This is a genomic window from Priestia flexa NBRC 15715 (genome assembly GCF_001591565.1).
Lineage (GTDB): Bacteria > Bacillota > Bacilli > Bacillales > Bacillaceae_H > Priestia > Priestia flexa.
Map to the genome: position 1 here is coordinate 25,894 of NZ_BCVD01000015.1, position 19,072 is coordinate 44,965.

Sequence of the window (19,072 nt, forward strand, 5' to 3'; positions counted from 1 at the left end):
ATCTACTTTCATTGGTTTACGTAAGCGCAATGAATATTCAAGCTTTTTTGTAGCATTCAATGTGCTCAATTACTATATATACATTTTTAGTAAGTATAATATGAAAATCCTGTTTTTGCTAGTCTTTGCAATGAAGTAACGCTTTCGTAAAGTTCAAAAAAGCAGACATTCGGCTGTCTGCTTTTTCCTTCATTTAAAAAGGATATTGGTTTAACCATTGGCCTCCATCCATTGTTATGCATTCACCATTAATATAAGAGGCTTCATCCGAAAATAAGAATGCAGCTAGTCCTGCAATTTCTTCTGGTGTACCAAATCGTCTAAGTGGTACCGAATTAAGTGTACGCGCTTTCATCTTTTCGGATTGAAATAATTTATCTGCTCCACCAGTACGCTCAATTGGTCCAGGAGCGATTGCATTCACTCGAATACCATATTTACTTGCCCATTCAACAGCTAATGTTCTTGTCATTGTTAACACGCCAGCTTTAGCTGAAGCTGAATGAATAACTCCAGCACCTGCATTCCAGGCATATGTAGCTACAATATTCGTAATGGCTCCTTTAATCTTGTGGTCAATCCAATACTTTCCTACTTCGGAGCTACAGTAAAATGTACCGTTTAACACAATATCAATAACACTTTTCCAACCGTTTACTGAAAGCTCTTCTGCAGGGCATATAAAATTCCCTGCGGCATTGTTAATAAGGTAGTCGATTCGCCCAAACTGCTTATCAGTTTCACTTACCATCCGCTTTACATCTTCAGGGTTTCGTACATCCATCTGCACAGGTAATACTTGATTTTCAAATGTTTCAATCTCCACTTTTGTTTCTTCTAACCTCTCTAGAGACCTTCCAGTAATTACGACATACGCTCCGTCGCTAGCAAAACGCTTCGCCATATGTTTGCCCATCCCACTTGAACCACCTGTTACAATCACTACTTTCTCCTTCATTCTGTTATCCCCCTTTTATTAAAACTCTTACTCTTTTATTCTACCTTTTTTTATCTAAAAGAGAAATGAATAGTTATTCACTTTTCTCGAAAATAAGTTTTTTTACTAGTTATTTAGGTAAATAAGGGTTTTAAGTTTTATCCTTTTTTCAGAGGTGCTATAATTAAACTTTAGCCATTATAAGTAGAATGGCAATATGAAAGAGAATAGGTTGATTTTAAAATGAAAAAGACGTATACACGACGCTCTTTTTTAAAAGGTTTACTTTCTTTATCGTTAGGAACTGTATTAACGACTTCCTTTGGTTATACATATGCGAAGTATATTGAGCCAAGGCGACTCCAGATAACGCGTAAAAACATCTTTTCAAACAATATTCCAACCGGCTTTCACAATCGGACAATTTTACAATTTAGTGATACTCACCTTGGGCTTTCTTATAATCTTCAGCAGCTAGAAGAGCTTGTTAGTAAGATTAACAGCCTCAAACCTGATGTCATTTTGTTTACAGGAGATTTAATGGATGCACCGAATGAATATGCTTATCCGCATCGAATTCCTCCTATTTTACACCGATTAAAGTCGCCTCTTGGAAAGTACGCAATTTACGGAAATCATGATCATGGAGGATATGGTACGACGCTTTATCAAGATATAATTCAGGAATCAAACTTCCAACTTCTAGTCAATGACGTACGCACCATTACACTTGATAGCGGCGAATATATCCAGATTTGTGGGTTAGATGATGTGATGTTAGGAGATCCTCAATATGAACAAACACTTAGTCGATTAGAGCCTTCTACTTTTTCAATCGCTATGATTCATGAACCTGACGTAGCAGTTAAAGCTGCGGCATTTCCCGTTGATTTACAGCTATCAGGGCATAGTCACGGAGGACAAATTCAGCTTCCATTTTTCGGGCCGTTAATCACTCCTCCTTTTGGTACAGTTTATCCAGAAGGATTTTACGAGGTTGGAGAAAGCAAAATGCAGCTATATGTGAACCGCGGCATCGGCACAACGCGCATTCCTTTTAGATTTTTAGCTACACCTGAAATTACATTATTCACACTGAAGAAAACGTCTAGTTAGACGTTTTTTTGTGATTACACTAGAAACATATAGTAAGACAGACTCATAATGAAACCTACCACCATACACTACATAGACAACATTGAAGGAGGTTGAATTATGTATCATCAATATTATCCGTATGGCGTATATCGTACCGCTCCTAACGGTGAACAGCGCTTTTTTGCTTTTCCATTCGTAGCTGGCCTAGCTGGTGGCTTACTTGGAGGACTAGCAGTGGGCGGATTCGGTGGACGCCCGGGTTGTTGCCCTCCGTTCTACCCATATCCACCTACTCCATACTATGGAGGTCCACATGTTTACAACACTTTCTATGGAGCTCCAGGCACACCAGGATTTGGCCCCATTCCTCGATAACAAGTGCAAAAGCCGATTTCTATCGGCTTTTTTGTTTACTCTTCATCCTCCATGACTTGATATGCTAGTTGCCTAAAAACTTTTTGGCTATCAACAGCTTCTTGTTGCCCCTGCGGCAGGTAATAGTAATTTCCGCTCGCATCCTGCTCTCTAGCTTTTATGTTATCTTCAAGCATAAGGTTTAACCATTTTAGCGTTCTGTTTTTTAACGATTTTTCGAGAATTGGAAATAGAATTTCAACGCGCTTTACCATATTTCTTGTCATCATATCAGCAGATGAGAAATACACCTTTTTTTCTCCATTGTGATGAAATGTATAGATGCGACTATGCTCTAAAAACCTCCCTATAATACTCCTCACTCGAATATGTTCGCTAATCCCTTCCACTTTGGGACGCAGACAGCACGTACCGCGGACAATTAAATCAATGGACACACCAGCCTGCGAAGCTTCATATAACTTCATAATTAATACCTTATCTGTCAGGGAATTCATCTTAGCAATAATTCGGCCATTGCCGTGTTTTTTATGACATGCTATTTCTTTATCAATTAACGCAAGGAAATCATCTCGAATATCAAACGGCGCAACTGATAAGTGGTGATAAGCTGGCTTTTGCGTATAGCCACTTAAGTAATTAAAGAAATTAGTTGCATCAATACCAAACTGGCGCTTTGATGTTAAGTAACTAATATCCGTATAGATTTTAGCCGTTGCGTCATTATAATTGCCTGTGCCAAGATGAACAAATCGCTCAATTCGATTGTGGCGCTTCCTGACAACAAGCGTAATTTTGCTATGCGTTTTTAAGTGTGTCATCCCATAGATAACGTGACAACCCGCTTTTTCTAATTTTTTTGCCCATTGAACGTTCTTCTCTTCATCAAACCGTGCTTTTAATTCAACCAATACGGTAACCTGTTTTCCATTTTCAGCAGCTCTTTGCAGCGCTTTTATGACGGGTGAATCTCCGCTTACACGATATAAAGTTTGTTTAATGGCTAATACATCAGGATCTTCTGCCGCATCGGCTACAAAGTCAACAACCGGCTCAAACGACTCGTAGGGATGATGAAACAATAAATCCTGCTCTAACAATTTTTCAAAGATATCTTCATCCGATGCTAAATCTTGCGGAGGCTGCGGGATAAACATTTCAACACCTAAATGCTCATGCGTCACTTTAATCTTGTCACAAAACGAAAACAGCATGGTTAAATCAAGAGGTGAGTCAACTACGTACACATCTTTCGTTTGGATATCCAACACTCTTTTTAAATAGGCTAGAACCTGTTCATCATAATAAGATGCTTTTACTTCTAAACGCACAGCAGCGCCCCATTTTCGTTTTTTCAGCTCTTTCTCAATTTCTTTTAAAAGATCTCGAGCTCCTTCTTCATGAATGGTCATATCCGCATTTCGCGTAATGCGAAACTGCGTCACAGATGTTACTTCATAACCGCTAAACAATTGCTGAATAAAGTGGGCAATCACTTCTTCTAATAAAACGAATGAGCGTTCCAATGAATCCGTTGGGAGTTCAATATACCGTTCTAAAACCCCAGGCACCTGCACAATGGCAAGTCTTCCTTTTATCCCCGTAACTTGCTGCTCTTCGTTATCTTCTTTTAATACCACAGCTAAATTTAAACTTTTATTGAGAAGTATCGGAAACGGTCGGTATGCATCAACTGCCATTGGAGTTAAAACAGGAAACACTTGATCTATAAAATAAGATTTTAAAAACTCTTTCTGATGCGTCGTTAATTCCTTGATTGAAACAAAGTTGATTTGTTCTTGTTTTAACAATGGCAATAAAGTATGCATATAGGTTTCAGATTGAACTTTAATGAGCTCATGATTTTTAATTGCAATTGCTGAAAGCTGCTGTTTGGGGGTCAGTCCCGCTTTGTTCTCAGGCTTATTAAAGCCTGCTTTCACTTGATCTTTTATTCCTGCTACTCTTACCATAAAAAATTCGTCTAAATTAGAGCTGAAAATCGCTAGAAATTTTAATCGTTCTAAAAGAGCATTCCGTTTATCAATCGCCTCTTCTAGTACGCGCTGATTAAATGCCAACCAGCTTAGTTCCCGGTTATTATAATAAGAAGGGTTTGTCAGTTCACTTTCTTTATCCAGCCTATATATTTTATCCACATCCACCATCTACATTTCCCCCTAAATGCTCTCCTTTTTTAATTAATATCTAATTATGAACTAATTATAAAGATAAGATGAACGACATGTATATTTTTTATTTCTTATTTTGTACAGGAATAGTATCACCTTTTAATTCGTAATGTATTTAAAATTCAACGCAATAGGTTTTTTTAACACTTTTTCTAAATGCTTTTTTTGTTTTTCAGCTTGGTATTCTTCCGCTTTATAATTACCATTACACACGAGCGTAAAAGTTAACATTGCATCCGTAATCTTGACTTCTATATGTGTTACCACATTTCGCTTAGTTGCATTTAAGCTTGTTGCCAATTTTAATAGAGCTCCTACTAATAAGAGTTTTCTCTGTTCTTCTTTTGAAATCCATTCACGAAACGGCTCAATATATTGTCTAAACGTAGATTTCCCTTTATAAGAAGCAACTAATGCTAACTTTAGGCGTTCTAAATGCGTTAACCCGTCAATTGTACGATTTGCTAATAAATAAAACGTATGCTGACTGCTGGATTCTGAATCAATATATTCTCCCAAATGAAACACTTGAGCCCCTTTTCTTAACAATTCGAGGTCATCATCTGTTAAGGTTGGTAAAGCATTCACTCGCAGGTGCTGAAACAGCATTGTAGCGGTACGCGTTACTTGTTGAACGTAAATTGGATTAATTTCAAAGTCATCGACAAGTTCTTGAAAACTACGTTCCACTACGTCGGGATACATTGTTCCCTGGCTTTGCTCATGTGCTTCTTTATATAGCACTCCTTCTCTAAGCCCTTTACGACTGAGAATAAATGAAGGCGCGTTTACGACCTCACACAGGGCTTGAAACACTTCAATAGCAGGCATAATGGTGTCTGCTCGATCTTTGGATAGCCCTTCTAATTTTTGAAGTTCAGCGTAGGAGTAGGGGGTAATAATTGTTTTCACTTGTGCAATGTCCCTAGGTGCCATTTTATATTGATGCACCCCAGCAAGCGGATACTGAATAAAACTTTGATGGAGCTGTACAAGATTTCTCGCACTTCCACCGATTGCTACAATTGGTACATAGCGTTTTTTAAGCCAAGATAGCGTTTGAAATTCACTTCGTACAAAATCACGGATTTTGCCTCTTTCTTCATTGGTCGGTACATGGTCTTTCACATACTGCAAACGTAAGGAGAGCGCACCAAAAGGAAAGCTATGATATTCAACAAGTTCTCTATTTCGAAAGTAAGTAAGTTCTGTGCTCCCTCCTCCTATGTCAATTGTTACAGCTTCTTCTATTGAAGTTGAATTCGTCACGGCAAAAAAACCATAAAAGGCCTCTTCATATTCCGATAAGATCTTCATTGAGAAGTCAGTGTTTTCTTTAACCAGTTGGACAATGTACTCTTTATTTTTAGCTTGTCTAACCGTAGCAGTCGCTACGCAGCTAACTTGTGTTAATTCGTGATGACGCGTAATAATTTGAAACGTTTGTAGCGTTTGAAGCAAAACATGAATGCCTTCTTCATTTAACAAACTGTCATTATCTAAATAATTACGTAATCTGGCTACTACTTTGAGGTTTTCAATTTGCTTAAAGCCTTTCCGTTCTCTATTTTCATAAATCACTAGTCGCATTGTATTCGACCCAATGTCAATCATTCCGTGCTTCATTTTCATTTTTGTTCAACACCTTCTAATTTCGTATATATGAAACCTTTACTCTATTGCTCACTTTCTCCTCACGCTGTTCATATAGTAACAAATAATCCTATAGATTTATATAATAACGAAAAATTCTGTTAATTTTAAAAAAATTTATGATTAAGGAGGGAAAGTCATGCTCCATGTTGTGAAACAAGGTGAAACATTGTATCAAATTTCACTTGATTATCGAAGGCCTTTCAGTATGATTCTTGCAGCCAATCCAGGGTTAAACCCAAACATCATCGTACCAGGGCAAGTAATTCTTATTCCTGACCTACCAGATAAAACAACCATTCCATATTCCATTCATGTCTTTATCGCGGAGAGAGAGTTGGAGCTAAGAGAAAATAATGTTGTGAAAGCAACTTACCCAATTGCTGTTGGGCAGATGCTTAGCACAACACCTGTTGGAGACTTTGTCATTGTGAATAGAGAGCCAAATCCCGGTGGACCATTTGGTACAATGTGGCTAAGCCTTTCAAAACAATCCTATGGCATTCATGGAACAAATGACCCTAGTTCGATTGGAAAAGCCGTTTCAAAAGGCTGTATTCGAATGAAAAACGAACAAGTAAACGAACTTGCTTCCATTGTGCCAAATGGTACCGGTGTGTATATTCGTCCTTCTAGAAGAATGAATTAACCTTTTCCTGCTTGAAAACTTGGATATAGGGTCATTCCACCATCAGCATACAGCGTGATGCCCGTAACATATCTAGCTTCGTTCGATGCTAACCATGCCGCGACGCTTGCAATTTCTTCTGGTTCTCCAATCTTAGCCATTGGAATCAGCTTTTCCACATCGGCTTTGGTTGATGGATCTGAGAATTTTTCAGCATTGATTGGCGTATTAATCGCACCTGGACCAATTGAATTTACGCGAATTCCTCTTGGCGCATATTCTAATGCTAACGTTTCTGTCATCATTTTAATGCCGCCTTTACTTGATGCATAATGAACAAAATGTGGCCACGGGATAATATCGTGTACGCTTGACATGTTGATGACCGTACCTTTGATATTATGTTCAAGCATGTAATTAATTGCTTCTCTACACCCCATAAACGTCCCTGATAAGTTAACAGAAATGACTTTGTTCCATTCTTCAAGCGACATTTCATGAGAGGGAATTTCTTTTTGAACTCCAGCATTATTCATCATGACATCTAGCGATCCAAATGTCGTATGAGCTGATTCAATCAATCGCTTCACATCTTCTTCTTTTGATACATCAGCTTGTACAGCGATTGCCTCTCCACCATTTTGCTTAATTTCTTCCACTACTTTTTGAGCATCTTCACTTTTTGAACGATAGTTCACAACCACTTTCATTTTTTCTTGTCCAAATCTTATTGCAATTGATTTTCCAAGTCCAGTTGCCGCTCCTGTCACGATTGCTACTTTTCCTTCTAAATCTTTATACACAGTAATCGCTCCTTTTTTTCTGGTTTCGTTTTTTATGAGAGTTTTATTTATTTTTTCGTAAATCCAAGCAGTACCCCACCTACGATGATTAGAATACAGCCGATGATGACAAACGTAATTTGTTTTTTCGATTTCTTTTCACCAAGTAGGAAAATACCACCTAACGTTGAGATAATAATTCCCATTTGTGAGAATGAAAAACTTGTTGCTACTCCGACACGAGGAGCTGCTACTAATAGACCAATATTACCTGTTGCCCAAACAAATCCTGTTAAGATGTTGCGTGTAGCATATTTGTTAAATGGCTTATGACGGAAAGTAAGAAGCAATGCACCTGCTAGCATACCCAAAGACTGTGGTAAAATCGCAGACCAGCCTTCTACTCCAAACCATTGAACGACGATAAAATAACCTATGTAACCTAATGTTGAAATGAAAAGTGTAAACATCCCTTTACCAAATTGACTTTTCCCATCAGCTTCTTTGTTATTTTTATCATTTAATGACGTAAACACTACACCTACAATAATAAACGCAAGAGCAGCAATTCCAATTAGTAGCTTTGTTTGAGTTGACCATTCACCAAACAGTAAGACACCAAATAACGATGTCCCGACTAGCTGCATACCTGTGGAAATAGGCTGTGTTTTTGATACACCTAAATATTCAACGGCTGAGAATTGGTTCATTTGACCAACTGACCAGAATAAACCTGAAACAAAACCTACAATAAAGATTTTCCATGTAAGTTCAGGTGAGACAATAAAAAATGCTACAATCGAGAATAAAAGCGCTCCTCCAGTTAAACCAATTGTTTGGCTATAAGCTTTGCCTCCGAGCTTCGAACTTACAAGTAAAATACTCCCCCACATGACAGCGGGAATTAATGCAATTAAAATATCCACTTCATTCAACACCTTCTTATGCTTTCAAACTTTTGTTGTATTATTTGTATAACCTCTCATTTTTAAACGAAACCTAAAAGAAAAATATTTTTGAATTTATCCAATCTCTGTGTAATTATTTTCAAATTGGACAAGACACGCTATAATAAAAGAACTAAGCCTTATGAAACAGCATTTGCTTCATGAAGCGACTAATGAAAGGGAGTGAATTTATTTATGCCTCATTCAACCAACCAAGAAACGTTCAATCCATCTACTGCTGAGATTGCACAAGCTATTTTCACGGTAAACAGGCACGCTAAAGCAGCCCCTGATCCGAAGCAGCTTTATACGTTAAAAAAGCTTGCGCTTGAGCAACTGATTTCAGAAGGAAAAGCAAAAAAAGAAGGACTTCATTTTTCACCTAACCCAGGTAAAAGTCAGCAAAAATCAGATGTGCTGGTATCCGTTGGAGATTACTTTTTCCATATGCCTCCTAAGAAAGAGGACTTCAAAGAACTAACACACCTCGGTCACTTAAACCATCAATATCGAAATCCCAAAACGACAATGTCACTATCTTATGCAAAACGATTATTATCCAAATATACTGGCTTTTTATTATCAGCACCTAACCCTGTTCAGCCTTCTAATGTTCGCAAACGGCAGGCGCCTGTTTTTAAGCCACTAGGTAAAAGCTATTGGTAAGTAAATAAAAAGTGCCTCAAAGAAACAATTGAGGCACTTTTTTCATTAACTTGATATTGCTCACAACTACTTTATAAAATAAATTCATCAATCATTTGCACTAGTTCACCAATTTGCGGTTTACTTACTTGTGCTTGTGCACCAACCATTTTTCCTTTATGACGTAAATCTTCTGTGATTAGAGATGAAAAAATAATAACAGGGAGTGCAGATAAACGATCATCTTCTTTTATTTTCTTGGTAAGATGATGTCCATCCATTTGTGGCATTTCAATATCTGTAATAACTAGTTGTACCTCATCTTCAATGGCATGACCTGACTCTACGAGTGATTGTAGATAAAGTAACGCATCATACCCGTTTTCAAAAAACTCTGTATTGGCATAGCCTGCTGTTTCCAATGTATCTGAAATCATTTTGCGTAATAACGGTGAGTCTTCAGCAACTACTAATCGCTTGCTTGATCGCTGGCGCTGACCTAATCGCTTAATTTTAGACTGATCAATTCCAGCTTCAGGATTAACGTCGGTGACAAGTTTTTCAAAGTCCAGTAATAAAATCATATCGCTTTCATCTTTTACTACACCCGTGATTTGAGTTTCTAGCCCTTGGTATAAATCTGAAGGCTTTTCAATTTCCATCCACGATATGCGATGAATTTGCGTGACTTGATGAACGTGAAAAACAATTTTTTGTTGATTAAATTCTGTGACAATAAATTTATCCTTAGCAGGTTGATTCGATGCTGGGCGCTTTAGTGCCTTCGCAACGTCAACAACAGGCAGAACTTCTCCTCTCAGCTCAATGATTCCTTCTATGTAAGAATGGGAATTAGGAACCGGTGTAATGGTTACTGGGTTAATAATTTCTCGAACTTTAATAACATTGATTCCAAAACGAATAGTATCGACTGAGAATTCAACAATTTCTAGCTCATTTGTTCCGCTTTCTAATAGGATTCCTTTATCGTGCTGCATAAATTTTCGCCCTTCCATAGTAAAGTGTACTTATGTAGTGGTCGTCCTTTATTATAGTAATGAAACTTTATAGTCGTAAAGTAAAACCACCTAAAAAATAAATGTTTTTAACATAAAACGTTTTCATCTCTGTATTAGTAATTATCGGCTGAAAGTGCGAGAGGTTTAATAACAAATTCTTATCTTCTAGGATATAACTCGTTCACAAAATGTTAACGAAAATCTTTGTAATACCTGTGGACGATTGAATTGAAACCCTTTATACTACACATGATAAACCACAATTACTTAAAGAAGGTGTATGTTTAATGAAAGGTTCCGTCATTCTTTTTAATGATGAAAATGAAATGACTATTATTGAAGATGTAGAAGAAGAGATTTACGAGAATATTAAAGAGCAAGCTGGCACAGATCACTGTATCGTGACATTAGACGACCAAACGGTGGACTTCGGTCATGTATCTCCTGTGTACTGGCGCGAAGGAAACATACACACTGACTGATTCTAACTATAAACATAATGCATAATTGCTTTGAAAGGCTTAGCAACTTTTGTTGTTAAGCCTTTTTTGTGTGTAACTATGAGGGGGCTAACACTAGCTTCTGTTCTTCGATTGGCGTGATTTCCACTACCCTTACGAAGCTGTTACATACATAATAATTTTAAGTAGACTACCTCTCACTGTATTTCAACTAAATACATACATTTAAATAAAACTCCCCCTCTCGTTTAGCAATAAAATCATAAAAACACAGTGTCTATTTATGATTTTTAGAAAACGGAGGGTTACATGCGCCATAAGAGGGTATAGATTAGTAAGTATAATTAAAGGGGTTGTTGAGTGATGAACGATTATCGAAAAAATAAAAATTTCGCCACATCTACTTCATTTAGACCTGTCCAACCATACTATTCAAAAGAAGCAAGTCTATTGTTGAAAAAGTTATCAACGGATTTTAACAAAAAGCATGTAAGAGAATTAATTGACGAAGCGCTTGATAACAGAGATGAAGAACTTTTTTACAAATTAATAGCTCGCTATTCTCACCTTTTATAAAGTGAATGATTAAAACCACTATCTTCTCAATCTGCATTGAGAAGATAGTGGTTTTTTACATGTATACATTATGATAAAATGAGTGAAACACTGTGGAAGGATGGAACGACTAGTATGGAACATTTAATTAACAAACGAGTAAAAGGCATTGAACTGTCGGGTATTCGCAAATTTTATAATATGGTAGCTCAGTATGATAACGTATTGTCATTAACAATTGGACAACCTGATTTTCTAACGCCGCCTCATGTGAAAGAAGCTGCTAAAACGGCTATTGATGAAAACGCTACGTCTTACACACATAATGCAGGAACAATTGAGCTAAGAAAAGCAGCCGCTGAGTTTGTACATACAAAGTATCAATTATCCTACGATCCATCATCTGAGATCATTGTTACGATTGGAGCGAGTCAAGCCATTGATATTGCGATGCGAACAATTTTAGAAGAAGGCTCAGAGGTACTTTTACCAGGTCCAGTCTATCCTGGATACGAACCGCTCATTAAATTAAACGGTGCTATTCCTGTACATATTGATACAACACAAACTGGATTTCGTTTAACTGCTGATTTAATTGAGCAGCACCTAACGGATAAAACAAGATGTGTTATCTTACCTTACCCTTCAAATCCAACCGGCGTAACACTGTCCAAAGAAGAGCTTCAAGAGATTGCTGACTTGTTACAGGATAAAGAGGTTTTTGTCTTATCTGACGAAATTTATAGTGAACTTGTATTTGAAGGTAACCATCATTCGATTGCAGCCATTCCTTCAATGCGTGATAAAACCATTGTGGTAAACGGCGTATCTAAGTCTCATTCGATGACAGGTTGGCGCATCGGATTATTATTTGCGCCAGCATACTTAACAAAGCATATTTTAAAAGTGCATCAATATAACGTCAGCTGCGCATCATCCATTTCGCAAGCTGCGGCTCTTAACGCTTTAACAGCAGGTAAAAATGATGCTGTAGACATGAAAAAAGAATACGAAAGACGATTGAATTATGTTTACGAGCGTCTTGTTAAGATGGGCTTTGATGTGGAAAAGCCTAACGGTGCTTTTTATATTTTCCCATCGATTCAATCACTTAACATGTCGTCGTTTGACTTTGCACTTGAGTTAGTAAAAGAAGCAGGCGTAGCTCTTGTTCCCGGTAGTGCATTTTCAGACCTAGGTGAAGGCTATGTTAGACTTTCTTATGCTTATGCAATGGAGACGTTGGTTGAAGCAATGGACCGTATGGAATCCTATTTGCAAACAAAAAAAGGCTAAAAATGACTTAACGAGCTTTGTTTAGCTATGACCTCTATACGTATCCTATCTAACCTCCTACTAATGATATATATTAATAAAAAAGCGTGAGTTCTCATGGAAACTCACGCTTTTTTATTAATGTACTTTTTTACAACCTTAACTAGAACTTTATTCTTTTTTATATAGCTTATATAAAGCCTGAGTTCCGCTATCTTGTTCTCCTTCTGCAGCTAACTGTTCATATAGATGATTCGCAAGAGCTAACCCTGGTGTTTCTATTCCTAGCTCTTTTGCTTCCTTTAAAGCAATCTGCATGTCTTTTATAAAATGCTTAATATAAAAGCCAGGTTCGAAATCTTCTTTTATCATACGCGGAGCTAAATTGCTCAGCGACCAACTTCCCGCCGCTCCTGCAGAAATTGAGCTTAATACCTTCTCCGGATCAAGGCCTGCTTTCTCAGCATAAACAAGCGCTTCAGCAACGCCCATCATATTGGAAGCAATCGTAATTTGGTTACACATTTTTGTGTGTTGACCAGCTCCTGCATCACCTTGTAAAATAACGTTTGTTCCTAAGAGCGAAAAGACATCTTTACACGCTTCAAATGCTTTCTTGTCTCCTCCGACCATAATTGTTAATGTTCCATTTTTAGCCCCTACATCTCCACCTGATACGGGAGCATCTAACGCATGAATCCTTAACTCTTTCGCTTGTTGGTATATTTCAACAGCTAAGCTTGGCTCCGAAGTGGTCATGTCAATAACATATGAACCAGCCTTCGCATTATGTAAAATTCCCTCTTTCCCAAAATAAATTTCTCTCACATCAGCTGGATAACCTACCATGGTAATAATGATGTCAGATTCGCTTGCTACGGTCGCTGGACTATCGTTCCACATAGCTCCTTTAGCAATAACCTCTTTTGCTTTTTCTTTTGTACGCGTATATACATTCACAGAATAACCTGCCTTTAGTAAATGCATAATCATGCTGCTTCCCATAACACCGCTACCGATAAATCCAATTTTCATAAAGTCTCCTCTTTTCTTTTCAAGCTCAATGTTTGTGATGACAACCCCTTAGGCATACTAAAGCATATATCTTGACGTTCATCCTATAAACAGGATAGAATGTGCATCAATTCCATCATTTTCACATTTATTTATTGGAGGTTTTTTAGTATGTCTAAAAATTTTTTTGATGTTGTAAGCGAGCGTACATCAATTCGCCACTATGACACATCTGTAAAATTAAGTAAAGAAGAATTAACTGAGCTACTAGACGCAACAGTGAAATCACCTTCTGCATGGAACTTACAGCACTGGCACTTCGTTGTCATTACAGACGAAGCTGCAAAAGAACGCTTGCTTCCAATTGCATACAATCAAAAACAGATTGTTGAAGCAGGTGCAGTTATCGCAATCTTAGGTGACTTAGAAGCAAACAAAAACACAGATGCTGTATATAACCCATTAGTTGACACTGGTCACATGACTGCGGAAGTAAAAGACATTTTAGCTGGTCAAATTAACGGTGCTTATAAAAATGCAACGTTTGCACGTGATGCAGCATTTACAAACGCTTCTTTAGCTGCCATGACGTTCATGCTAGCTGCGAAAGCAAAAGGATATGATACATGCTCAATGGGTGGCTTTAACGCTCAAAAATTTGTTGAAGAATTTAAAATTGAAGATCGCTACATCCCAGTAATGTTAATCTCTGTTGGAAAAGCTGCAAAGCCTGCTCATGCTAGTGATCGTTTACCATTAGACCAAGTAACAACATGGATCTAATAATAGAAAACACGCAAACACATCGTTTGCGTGTTTTCTATTAAATGGACTTCACTAAGCCTCCATCTACTAAAAAGGACTGCCCCGTCATATACGAATTTGCTCCTGAAGCAACAAACGTGACGACTTTAGCAAACTCCTCAGGATTCCCATAGCGTCCGAGAGCAATCTGACTTGCCATTTCTGTTTGTACTTCTTCTTTCGTTATCCCTAACTTATTAGCCCGAATTGAATCTAATTCTCCTACTCGATCCGTTGCAATTCTTCCTGGAGCAACGGTATTAATTAAAATACCATAAGCTGCTAACTCTTCAGCAAGCGTTTTAGTTAAGCCAACAATTCCTGTTCGAAACGTATTTGACAGAACAAGACCAGGTATTGGCTCTTTAATAGAAGACGAGGCAATATTAATTATTTTGCCACCGCTTTTCTTCATAATCGGAACGACAGTCCGAGTCATTCGAATACAGCTCATTAAGTTATTTTCAAACGCCGTATACCAGTCTTCATCAGTCATCTCTAGAAAGTTACCTGCCTTTGGTCCCCCCGCGTTGTTTACTAAAATGTCGATTGTGCCAAACTCTTCTTCCGTAAACCGAACGGCTTGTTCAATATCTTGTAGGCTTGCTACATCAGCTTTGATATAACGTACATTATGTAATTCTATTTTGTTCAATTCGCTTACTACTCTTTGAAGCTTGTCTTCAGAACGACTAGCTATTACAACATTCGCTCCTTCTTTAGCAAACTGTGTTGCAATTGCTTTGCCAAGCCCTTGACTCGCTGCAAAAACTAAGGCTGTTTTCTCCTTTAAATTCAACTCCACTTTGACACCGCCTATCGTCTATTAACTATCTGAATCTTTTTAATAGTATCACAAAATCTAGATATGACTCAAATAAAAAAAGAGCATCTCTTCAATGCTCTTTTCCTAAACTTCTTCTAGGGTCCACTCTGCTTCTTTTTTGTTAAAAATCAAATAAGCTCTTAATTTACTCTCTTCTTGATTATTAAAACGCTCGTTATACATATCCTCCATATCCGTAAATCGACCGATCGTATAGACTGGAATATGCAGATCTTTACGTGACTGAGCCTGTTGTTCAAAATCAAAGAGCAAGCCGTCCTGCGTCAACATTAAAAGCGTATTAGCTACTACAAGTGGTAAAGCAGGATATTCAGATTTTTTTCGTCGAAACCCAAAACCTTTTTGCTTCAAAGAAGATGCTTTCAACGGAATCACACGGCTTATCATATGCTTAATATCGTATACATCTCGATAATACGTTTTATTATAATAGCCATCTTCACCAGCTAAATAAACAAACTGATTGCTTAATTTATTCACAAAAGGTGAATGTAAGGGCTTTTTCATGTGCCCTAAATACAAGAGAGAAGCAACATCTTGTGGCTCCAATAAATCAAGTGAAGACACATCATCTACATCTATCCAACAAAAATCACCGTAATCTGATACCTCTTCGTCTACTAATAAAGAAACCTGTTCCTCTTCAAGATAGTCCATATGAGTAGAGTAATGGTAATCGCTATCTTCAAATTGATGTTTTAATAACAAAAGGTTCGTGAGAGGATTACGCAATGACTGATAGAACTCTTTAAACGTAATGCCATGCGTGACAAAGCACTTCTCATTTACATTTCCATTTATATAAACGACATCTTTCATTCCTTCTGCTTTACTCAACCTTCCTAACCACCTTACCAATTCATTTCAAAGAGTAAATACGTTCCTTCAATTCATTTATTATATCTCTAAAATAAAGAAGGTGTAAATATATATATGCAGTAATTTTTCTGAGAATTTTCCATTTTAATCATTAAAAATTCCCGAATATGATGCTACAATATTCCATAGTCTAAAAACAAATTTTAATTGGAGTGAATGCTTTCATGGATGTACGTCATCTACATTATTTTACTGAGGTTGCTAAGCATAAAAATTTCACGCGTGCTTCAGAAGCTTTACATATCTCACAACCTTCACTAAGTAAGATGGTGAAGTCTTTAGAGGAAGAGCTTGGAACTCCACTATTAGATCGTTCCTTTAAAAAAGTAGAACTAACTGATGCGGGAGCCATTGTGTATGAACAAGCTGAAAGCATCATCGCTTCTTTACGCGACCTATCTAATTCTTTATATGACTTAATGCATTTAAAACGAGGAATCATTAAGATTGGCATTCCTCCCATTATCGGTACATTGTTTTTCCCACGTATTATTAAATCATTTCGAGAGCAATATCCTGACGTTCAAATTCAAATGATTGAGTACGGAGCAAAAAAGATGGAGAAAATCGTAGAACAAGGAGACGTAGACGTAGGAGTTGTGCTACTGCCAGTAAACGAGGACATGTTTTCCTTTACCCCATTAGCAAAAGAAACCTTGCAGCTCATTGTTCATAAAAACCACCCTCTTGCTCGTCATAAAAGCATTTCGTTGCAAGAATTAAAAAATGAGACCTTTATTTCGTTTCACGAAGACTTTACGATGTATGAGATGGTTTACAATGAGTGTTTAAAAAGCGGCTTTGAGCCTACTATTGGCTATAAAAGCTCACAGTGGGATTTTATTAGCGAAATGGTCGCCGCTAACTTAGGAATTGCGCTGTTTCCTTATTCTTTGTGTGAAAAAATTGATTTAGAACAGCTCACAGTTGTTGAGTTAGAAAACGGGATTCCTTGGGAACTAGCTCTTATTACAAAACAAGATCGCTATATTTCATACGCCACTCAAGCATTTATTGATCATATTAAACAAACTGTATAATCGCACGCGCTGCAAGCTAAACTTTTGAAAAAATAGAAATGTAAGAAGTATAATAAAAGGTACTGAGTAATGGAACAAAAATGAGGTGAACCAATTGAGTCAGCTAAATAAAGAATTTAATTGTGAGAAAGAATTGACGCTCGCTATCATCGGCGGAAAGTGGAAAATGCTCATTCTATGGCATTTAGGTCATGAAGGGACAAAGCGCTTTGGTGAATTAAAAGCCTTAATCCCTGACATCACGCCTCGCATGCTGGCAAATCAGCTACGAGAGCTAGAAGATGATGTAATCGTCCACCGAGAGGTATACCCTGTCGTTCCTCCAAAGGTTGAGTATTCGCTAACTGAACATGGTCAAAGCCTGATACCAGTCTTAACTGCTATGTATAGCTGGGGACAAAGTTACCGTGAAACTGTACTAGTAAATCAAGAAAAAAGTGAAGCAATCACCAAATAAGAATTGTGAAATAAATTTTTTTAGAGATGATGCATTATGCATCATCTCTATTTTCCCAAGTAAATAAAGCGATTACATAGCTGTTATCACCAAAAGTATACCTTAGTATACTATCAAATTCTATAGTAGTTGTTTACAAAGTGCGTACTTTTAGCAGCAAATAAAACTGGGTATACTACTTTTACACCTGTTGCTTTGTTACACAACAGTGAATAGATAGAATTTCTAAGGAGTGAAGAAAGCATGGAACTACAATTAGCATTAGATTTAGTAAACATCGCTGAAGCAAAAGAGGTTATTAAAGAAGTCGAAGATCATATTGATATCGTAGAAATCGGGACGCCCGTTGTCATTAACGAAGGCTTGCGTGCTGTAAAAGAGGTTAAAGAAGCATTTCCAAACTTAAAAGTATTAGCTGACCTTAAAATTATGGATGCTGCCGGTTACGAAGTACAGCAAGCATCAAAAGCTGGCGCTGACATTGTGACGATTTTAGGTGTTGCTGAAGATATGTCAATTAAAGGTGCTGTGGAAGAAGCAAAAAAACAAAACAAAAAAATCCTTGTTGATATGATTGGTGTTAAAGATATTAAAGGTCGTGCTCAAGAATTAGATGAGCTTGGCGTTGATTATATTTGTGTTCATACTGGTTACGATTTACAAGCTGTTGGCCAAAACTCATTTGAAGACTTAGTAACGATCAAAAGCGTTGTTAAAAATGCAAAAACCGCTGTTGCTGGTGGCATTAAGTTAGAAACGTTACCAGAAGTAGTAAAAGCTCAGCCAGACCTTGTTATTGTTGGTGGCGGTATTACAGGTCAAGACGATAAAAAAGCGACAGCTGCTAAAATGAAAGAACTTATTTCAAACTGAGGAACGAATCGTGAATATTAACAGCCATTTACGTCAAATTGTAGACGAACTGACACAGACTACAGAGCGTGTTTCATCTAGTGAAGCTGAGCAGCTTGTTAATGCCATCATTGAAGCAAAGCGCGTTTTCGTAACAGGCTCTGGTCGTTCAGGCTTCATGGGAAAATCATTTGCCATGAGAATGATGCATATGGGTATTGATGCTTATGTTATCGGCGAAACCGTTACCTCAACATTTACCAAAGATGACCTGCTTATTTTAGGATCTGGATCTGGTGAAACAAAAATGCTTATTCCAGTTGTGGAAAAAGCAAAAGAAATTGGTGGTAAAGTTAGCGTTGTTACCATCTCTCCTAAATCGACGCTTGGAACGTTAGCTGATTTTACTGTCAAACTTCCAGGTGCAAAAAAAGACCAAACAAATAGTGACTATCAAACTGTACAGCCAATGGGGTCTCTATTTGAACAAACGCTCTTGCTTTTTTACGATGCGCTTATTCTGCGCTTTATGGAAAAGAAAGGTTTAGACACGCACAAAATGTACGGTAAACATGCTAATTTAGAATAGCAAAAAAGAGGCTGGGACATAAG

General features: G+C 37.4%; 21 protein-coding genes. 12 read left to right on the top strand and 9 right to left on the bottom strand.

Annotated elements, in window-relative coordinates:
* Window positions 1-193: 193 nt before the first annotated feature.
* Window positions 194-958: a 2,4-dienoyl-CoA reductase gene (fadH, locus tag BFL01S_RS04360; protein ID WP_061784977.1), complete on the bottom strand. Its 765-nt coding sequence runs from the start codon at window positions 956-958 to the stop codon at window positions 194-196.
* 222 nt (window positions 959-1,180) lie between these two features.
* Here fadH and BFL01S_RS04365 point away from each other — a divergent pair, with 222 nt between their 5' ends.
* Window positions 1,181-2,053, top strand: a complete 873-nt coding sequence (locus BFL01S_RS04365; RefSeq protein WP_061784978.1) for a metallophosphoesterase — start codon at window positions 1,181-1,183, stop codon at window positions 2,051-2,053.
* A 99-nt stretch (window positions 2,054-2,152) separates the two neighbouring features.
* Window positions 2,153-2,410, top strand: a complete 258-nt coding sequence (locus tag BFL01S_RS04370; protein WP_061784979.1) for a hypothetical protein — start codon at window positions 2,153-2,155, stop codon at window positions 2,408-2,410.
* A gap of 35 nt (window positions 2,411-2,445) precedes the next feature.
* Here the strand turns inward: BFL01S_RS04370 and BFL01S_RS04375 are convergent, their stop codons facing one another.
* Both BFL01S_RS04375 and BFL01S_RS04380 read right to left on the bottom strand, forming a co-directional pair.
* Window positions 2,446-4,578 carry an RNA degradosome polyphosphate kinase gene (locus BFL01S_RS04375; RefSeq protein ID WP_061784980.1) on the bottom strand — a complete coding sequence of 711 codons (2,133 nt, stop codon included), beginning with the start codon at window positions 4,576-4,578 and terminating at the stop codon, window positions 2,446-2,448.
* 123 nt (window positions 4,579-4,701) lie between these two features.
* The gene (locus BFL01S_RS04380) at window positions 4,702-6,234 is read right to left on the bottom strand and encodes a Ppx/GppA family phosphatase (protein WP_061784981.1); all 1,533 of its coding nucleotides are present in this window, start codon (window positions 6,232-6,234) and stop codon (window positions 4,702-4,704) included.
* Window positions 6,235-6,394: 160 nt separating this feature from the next.
* Between BFL01S_RS04380 and BFL01S_RS04385 the strand changes: the two genes are divergently transcribed.
* Complete coding sequence (locus BFL01S_RS04385) at window positions 6,395-6,904, top strand: L,D-transpeptidase family protein (RefSeq protein WP_025909205.1); 510 nt, start codon at window positions 6,395-6,397, stop codon at window positions 6,902-6,904.
* On the opposite strand, the gene BFL01S_RS04390 is transcribed toward BFL01S_RS04385, so the two are convergent.
* Window positions 6,901-7,686, bottom strand: a complete 786-nt coding sequence (locus tag BFL01S_RS04390; RefSeq protein ID WP_025909204.1) for a glucose-1-dehydrogenase — start codon at window positions 7,684-7,686, stop codon at window positions 6,901-6,903. The genes BFL01S_RS04385 and BFL01S_RS04390 overlap by 4 nt on opposite strands.
* Window positions 7,687-7,733: 47 nt before the next feature.
* Entirely contained in the window at window positions 7,734-8,591 is an 858-nt protein-coding gene (locus BFL01S_RS04395) for a GRP family sugar transporter (protein WP_061784982.1), read from the bottom strand.
* A 216-nt stretch (window positions 8,592-8,807) separates the two neighbouring features.
* Here BFL01S_RS04395 and BFL01S_RS04400 point away from each other — a divergent pair, with 216 nt between their 5' ends.
* Entirely contained in the window at window positions 8,808-9,278 is a 471-nt protein-coding gene (locus tag BFL01S_RS04400; protein WP_025909202.1) for a YkyB family protein, read from the top strand.
* A gap of 71 nt (window positions 9,279-9,349) precedes the next feature.
* Here BFL01S_RS04400 and BFL01S_RS04405 read toward each other — a convergent pair whose 3' ends face one another.
* Window positions 9,350-10,255, bottom strand: coding sequence for a chemotaxis protein (locus BFL01S_RS04405; RefSeq protein ID WP_025909201.1), 906 nt, complete (start codon window positions 10,253-10,255; stop codon window positions 9,350-9,352).
* 308 nt (window positions 10,256-10,563) lie between these two features.
* Here BFL01S_RS04405 and BFL01S_RS04410 point away from each other — a divergent pair, with 308 nt between their 5' ends.
* The 3 genes from BFL01S_RS04410 to BFL01S_RS04420 all read left to right on the top strand — a co-directional run bounded on the left by BFL01S_RS04410 (window position 10,564) and on the right by BFL01S_RS04420 (window position 12,588).
* Window positions 10,564-10,758: a protein YkzT gene (locus BFL01S_RS04410; protein ID WP_061784983.1), complete on the top strand. Its 195-nt coding sequence runs from the start codon at window positions 10,564-10,566 to the stop codon at window positions 10,756-10,758.
* A gap of 342 nt (window positions 10,759-11,100) precedes the next feature.
* The gene (locus BFL01S_RS04415; RefSeq protein WP_025909199.1) at window positions 11,101-11,313 is read left to right on the top strand and encodes an IDEAL domain-containing protein; all 213 of its coding nucleotides are present in this window, start codon (window positions 11,101-11,103) and stop codon (window positions 11,311-11,313) included.
* A 114-nt stretch (window positions 11,314-11,427) separates the two neighbouring features.
* On the top strand, window positions 11,428-12,588 hold the full coding sequence (locus tag BFL01S_RS04420) for an aminotransferase A (protein WP_061784984.1): 1,161 nt from the start codon (window positions 11,428-11,430) through the stop codon (window positions 12,586-12,588).
* Between the two features lie 150 nt (window positions 12,589-12,738).
* Here the strand turns inward: BFL01S_RS04420 and BFL01S_RS04425 are convergent, their stop codons facing one another.
* Window positions 12,739-13,602 carry an NAD(P)-dependent oxidoreductase gene (locus BFL01S_RS04425; RefSeq protein WP_061784985.1) on the bottom strand — a complete coding sequence of 288 codons (864 nt, stop codon included), beginning with the start codon at window positions 13,600-13,602 and terminating at the stop codon, window positions 12,739-12,741.
* Window positions 13,603-13,752: 150 nt separating this feature from the next.
* Here BFL01S_RS04425 and BFL01S_RS04430 point away from each other — a divergent pair, with 150 nt between their 5' ends.
* Window positions 13,753-14,364, top strand: a complete 612-nt coding sequence (locus tag BFL01S_RS04430; RefSeq protein WP_025909196.1) for a nitroreductase family protein — start codon at window positions 13,753-13,755, stop codon at window positions 14,362-14,364.
* Window positions 14,365-14,404: 40 nt separating this feature from the next.
* On the opposite strand, the gene BFL01S_RS04435 is transcribed toward BFL01S_RS04430, so the two are convergent.
* Window positions 14,405-15,190, bottom strand: coding sequence for an SDR family oxidoreductase (locus tag BFL01S_RS04435; protein WP_035320403.1), 786 nt, complete (start codon window positions 15,188-15,190; stop codon window positions 14,405-14,407).
* A gap of 105 nt (window positions 15,191-15,295) precedes the next feature.
* The gene (locus BFL01S_RS04440; RefSeq protein WP_025909194.1) at window positions 15,296-16,069 is read right to left on the bottom strand and encodes a hypothetical protein; all 774 of its coding nucleotides are present in this window, start codon (window positions 16,067-16,069) and stop codon (window positions 15,296-15,298) included.
* A 206-nt stretch (window positions 16,070-16,275) separates the two neighbouring features.
* Here BFL01S_RS04440 and BFL01S_RS04445 point away from each other — a divergent pair, with 206 nt between their 5' ends.
* The 4 genes from BFL01S_RS04445 (at window position 16,276) to hxlB (ending at window position 19,049) form a co-directional block, all read left to right on the top strand.
* Window positions 16,276-17,151, top strand: a complete 876-nt coding sequence (locus BFL01S_RS04445; RefSeq protein ID WP_025909193.1) for a LysR substrate-binding domain-containing protein — start codon at window positions 16,276-16,278, stop codon at window positions 17,149-17,151.
* Window positions 17,152-17,245: 94 nt separating this feature from the next.
* A complete protein-coding gene (gene hxlR, locus BFL01S_RS04450) occupies window positions 17,246-17,608 on the top strand; it encodes a transcriptional activator HxlR (RefSeq protein WP_061784986.1) in 363 nt (120 codons plus the stop codon).
* Between the two features lie 243 nt (window positions 17,609-17,851).
* Window positions 17,852-18,481 carry a 3-hexulose-6-phosphate synthase gene (hxlA, locus tag BFL01S_RS04455; RefSeq protein WP_025909191.1) on the top strand — a complete coding sequence of 210 codons (630 nt, stop codon included), beginning with the start codon at window positions 17,852-17,854 and terminating at the stop codon, window positions 18,479-18,481.
* A gap of 16 nt (window positions 18,482-18,497) precedes the next feature.
* Entirely contained in the window at window positions 18,498-19,049 is a 552-nt protein-coding gene (gene hxlB, locus BFL01S_RS04460; protein WP_373688707.1) for a 6-phospho-3-hexuloisomerase, read from the top strand.
* Window positions 19,050-19,072 lie beyond the last annotated feature (23 nt).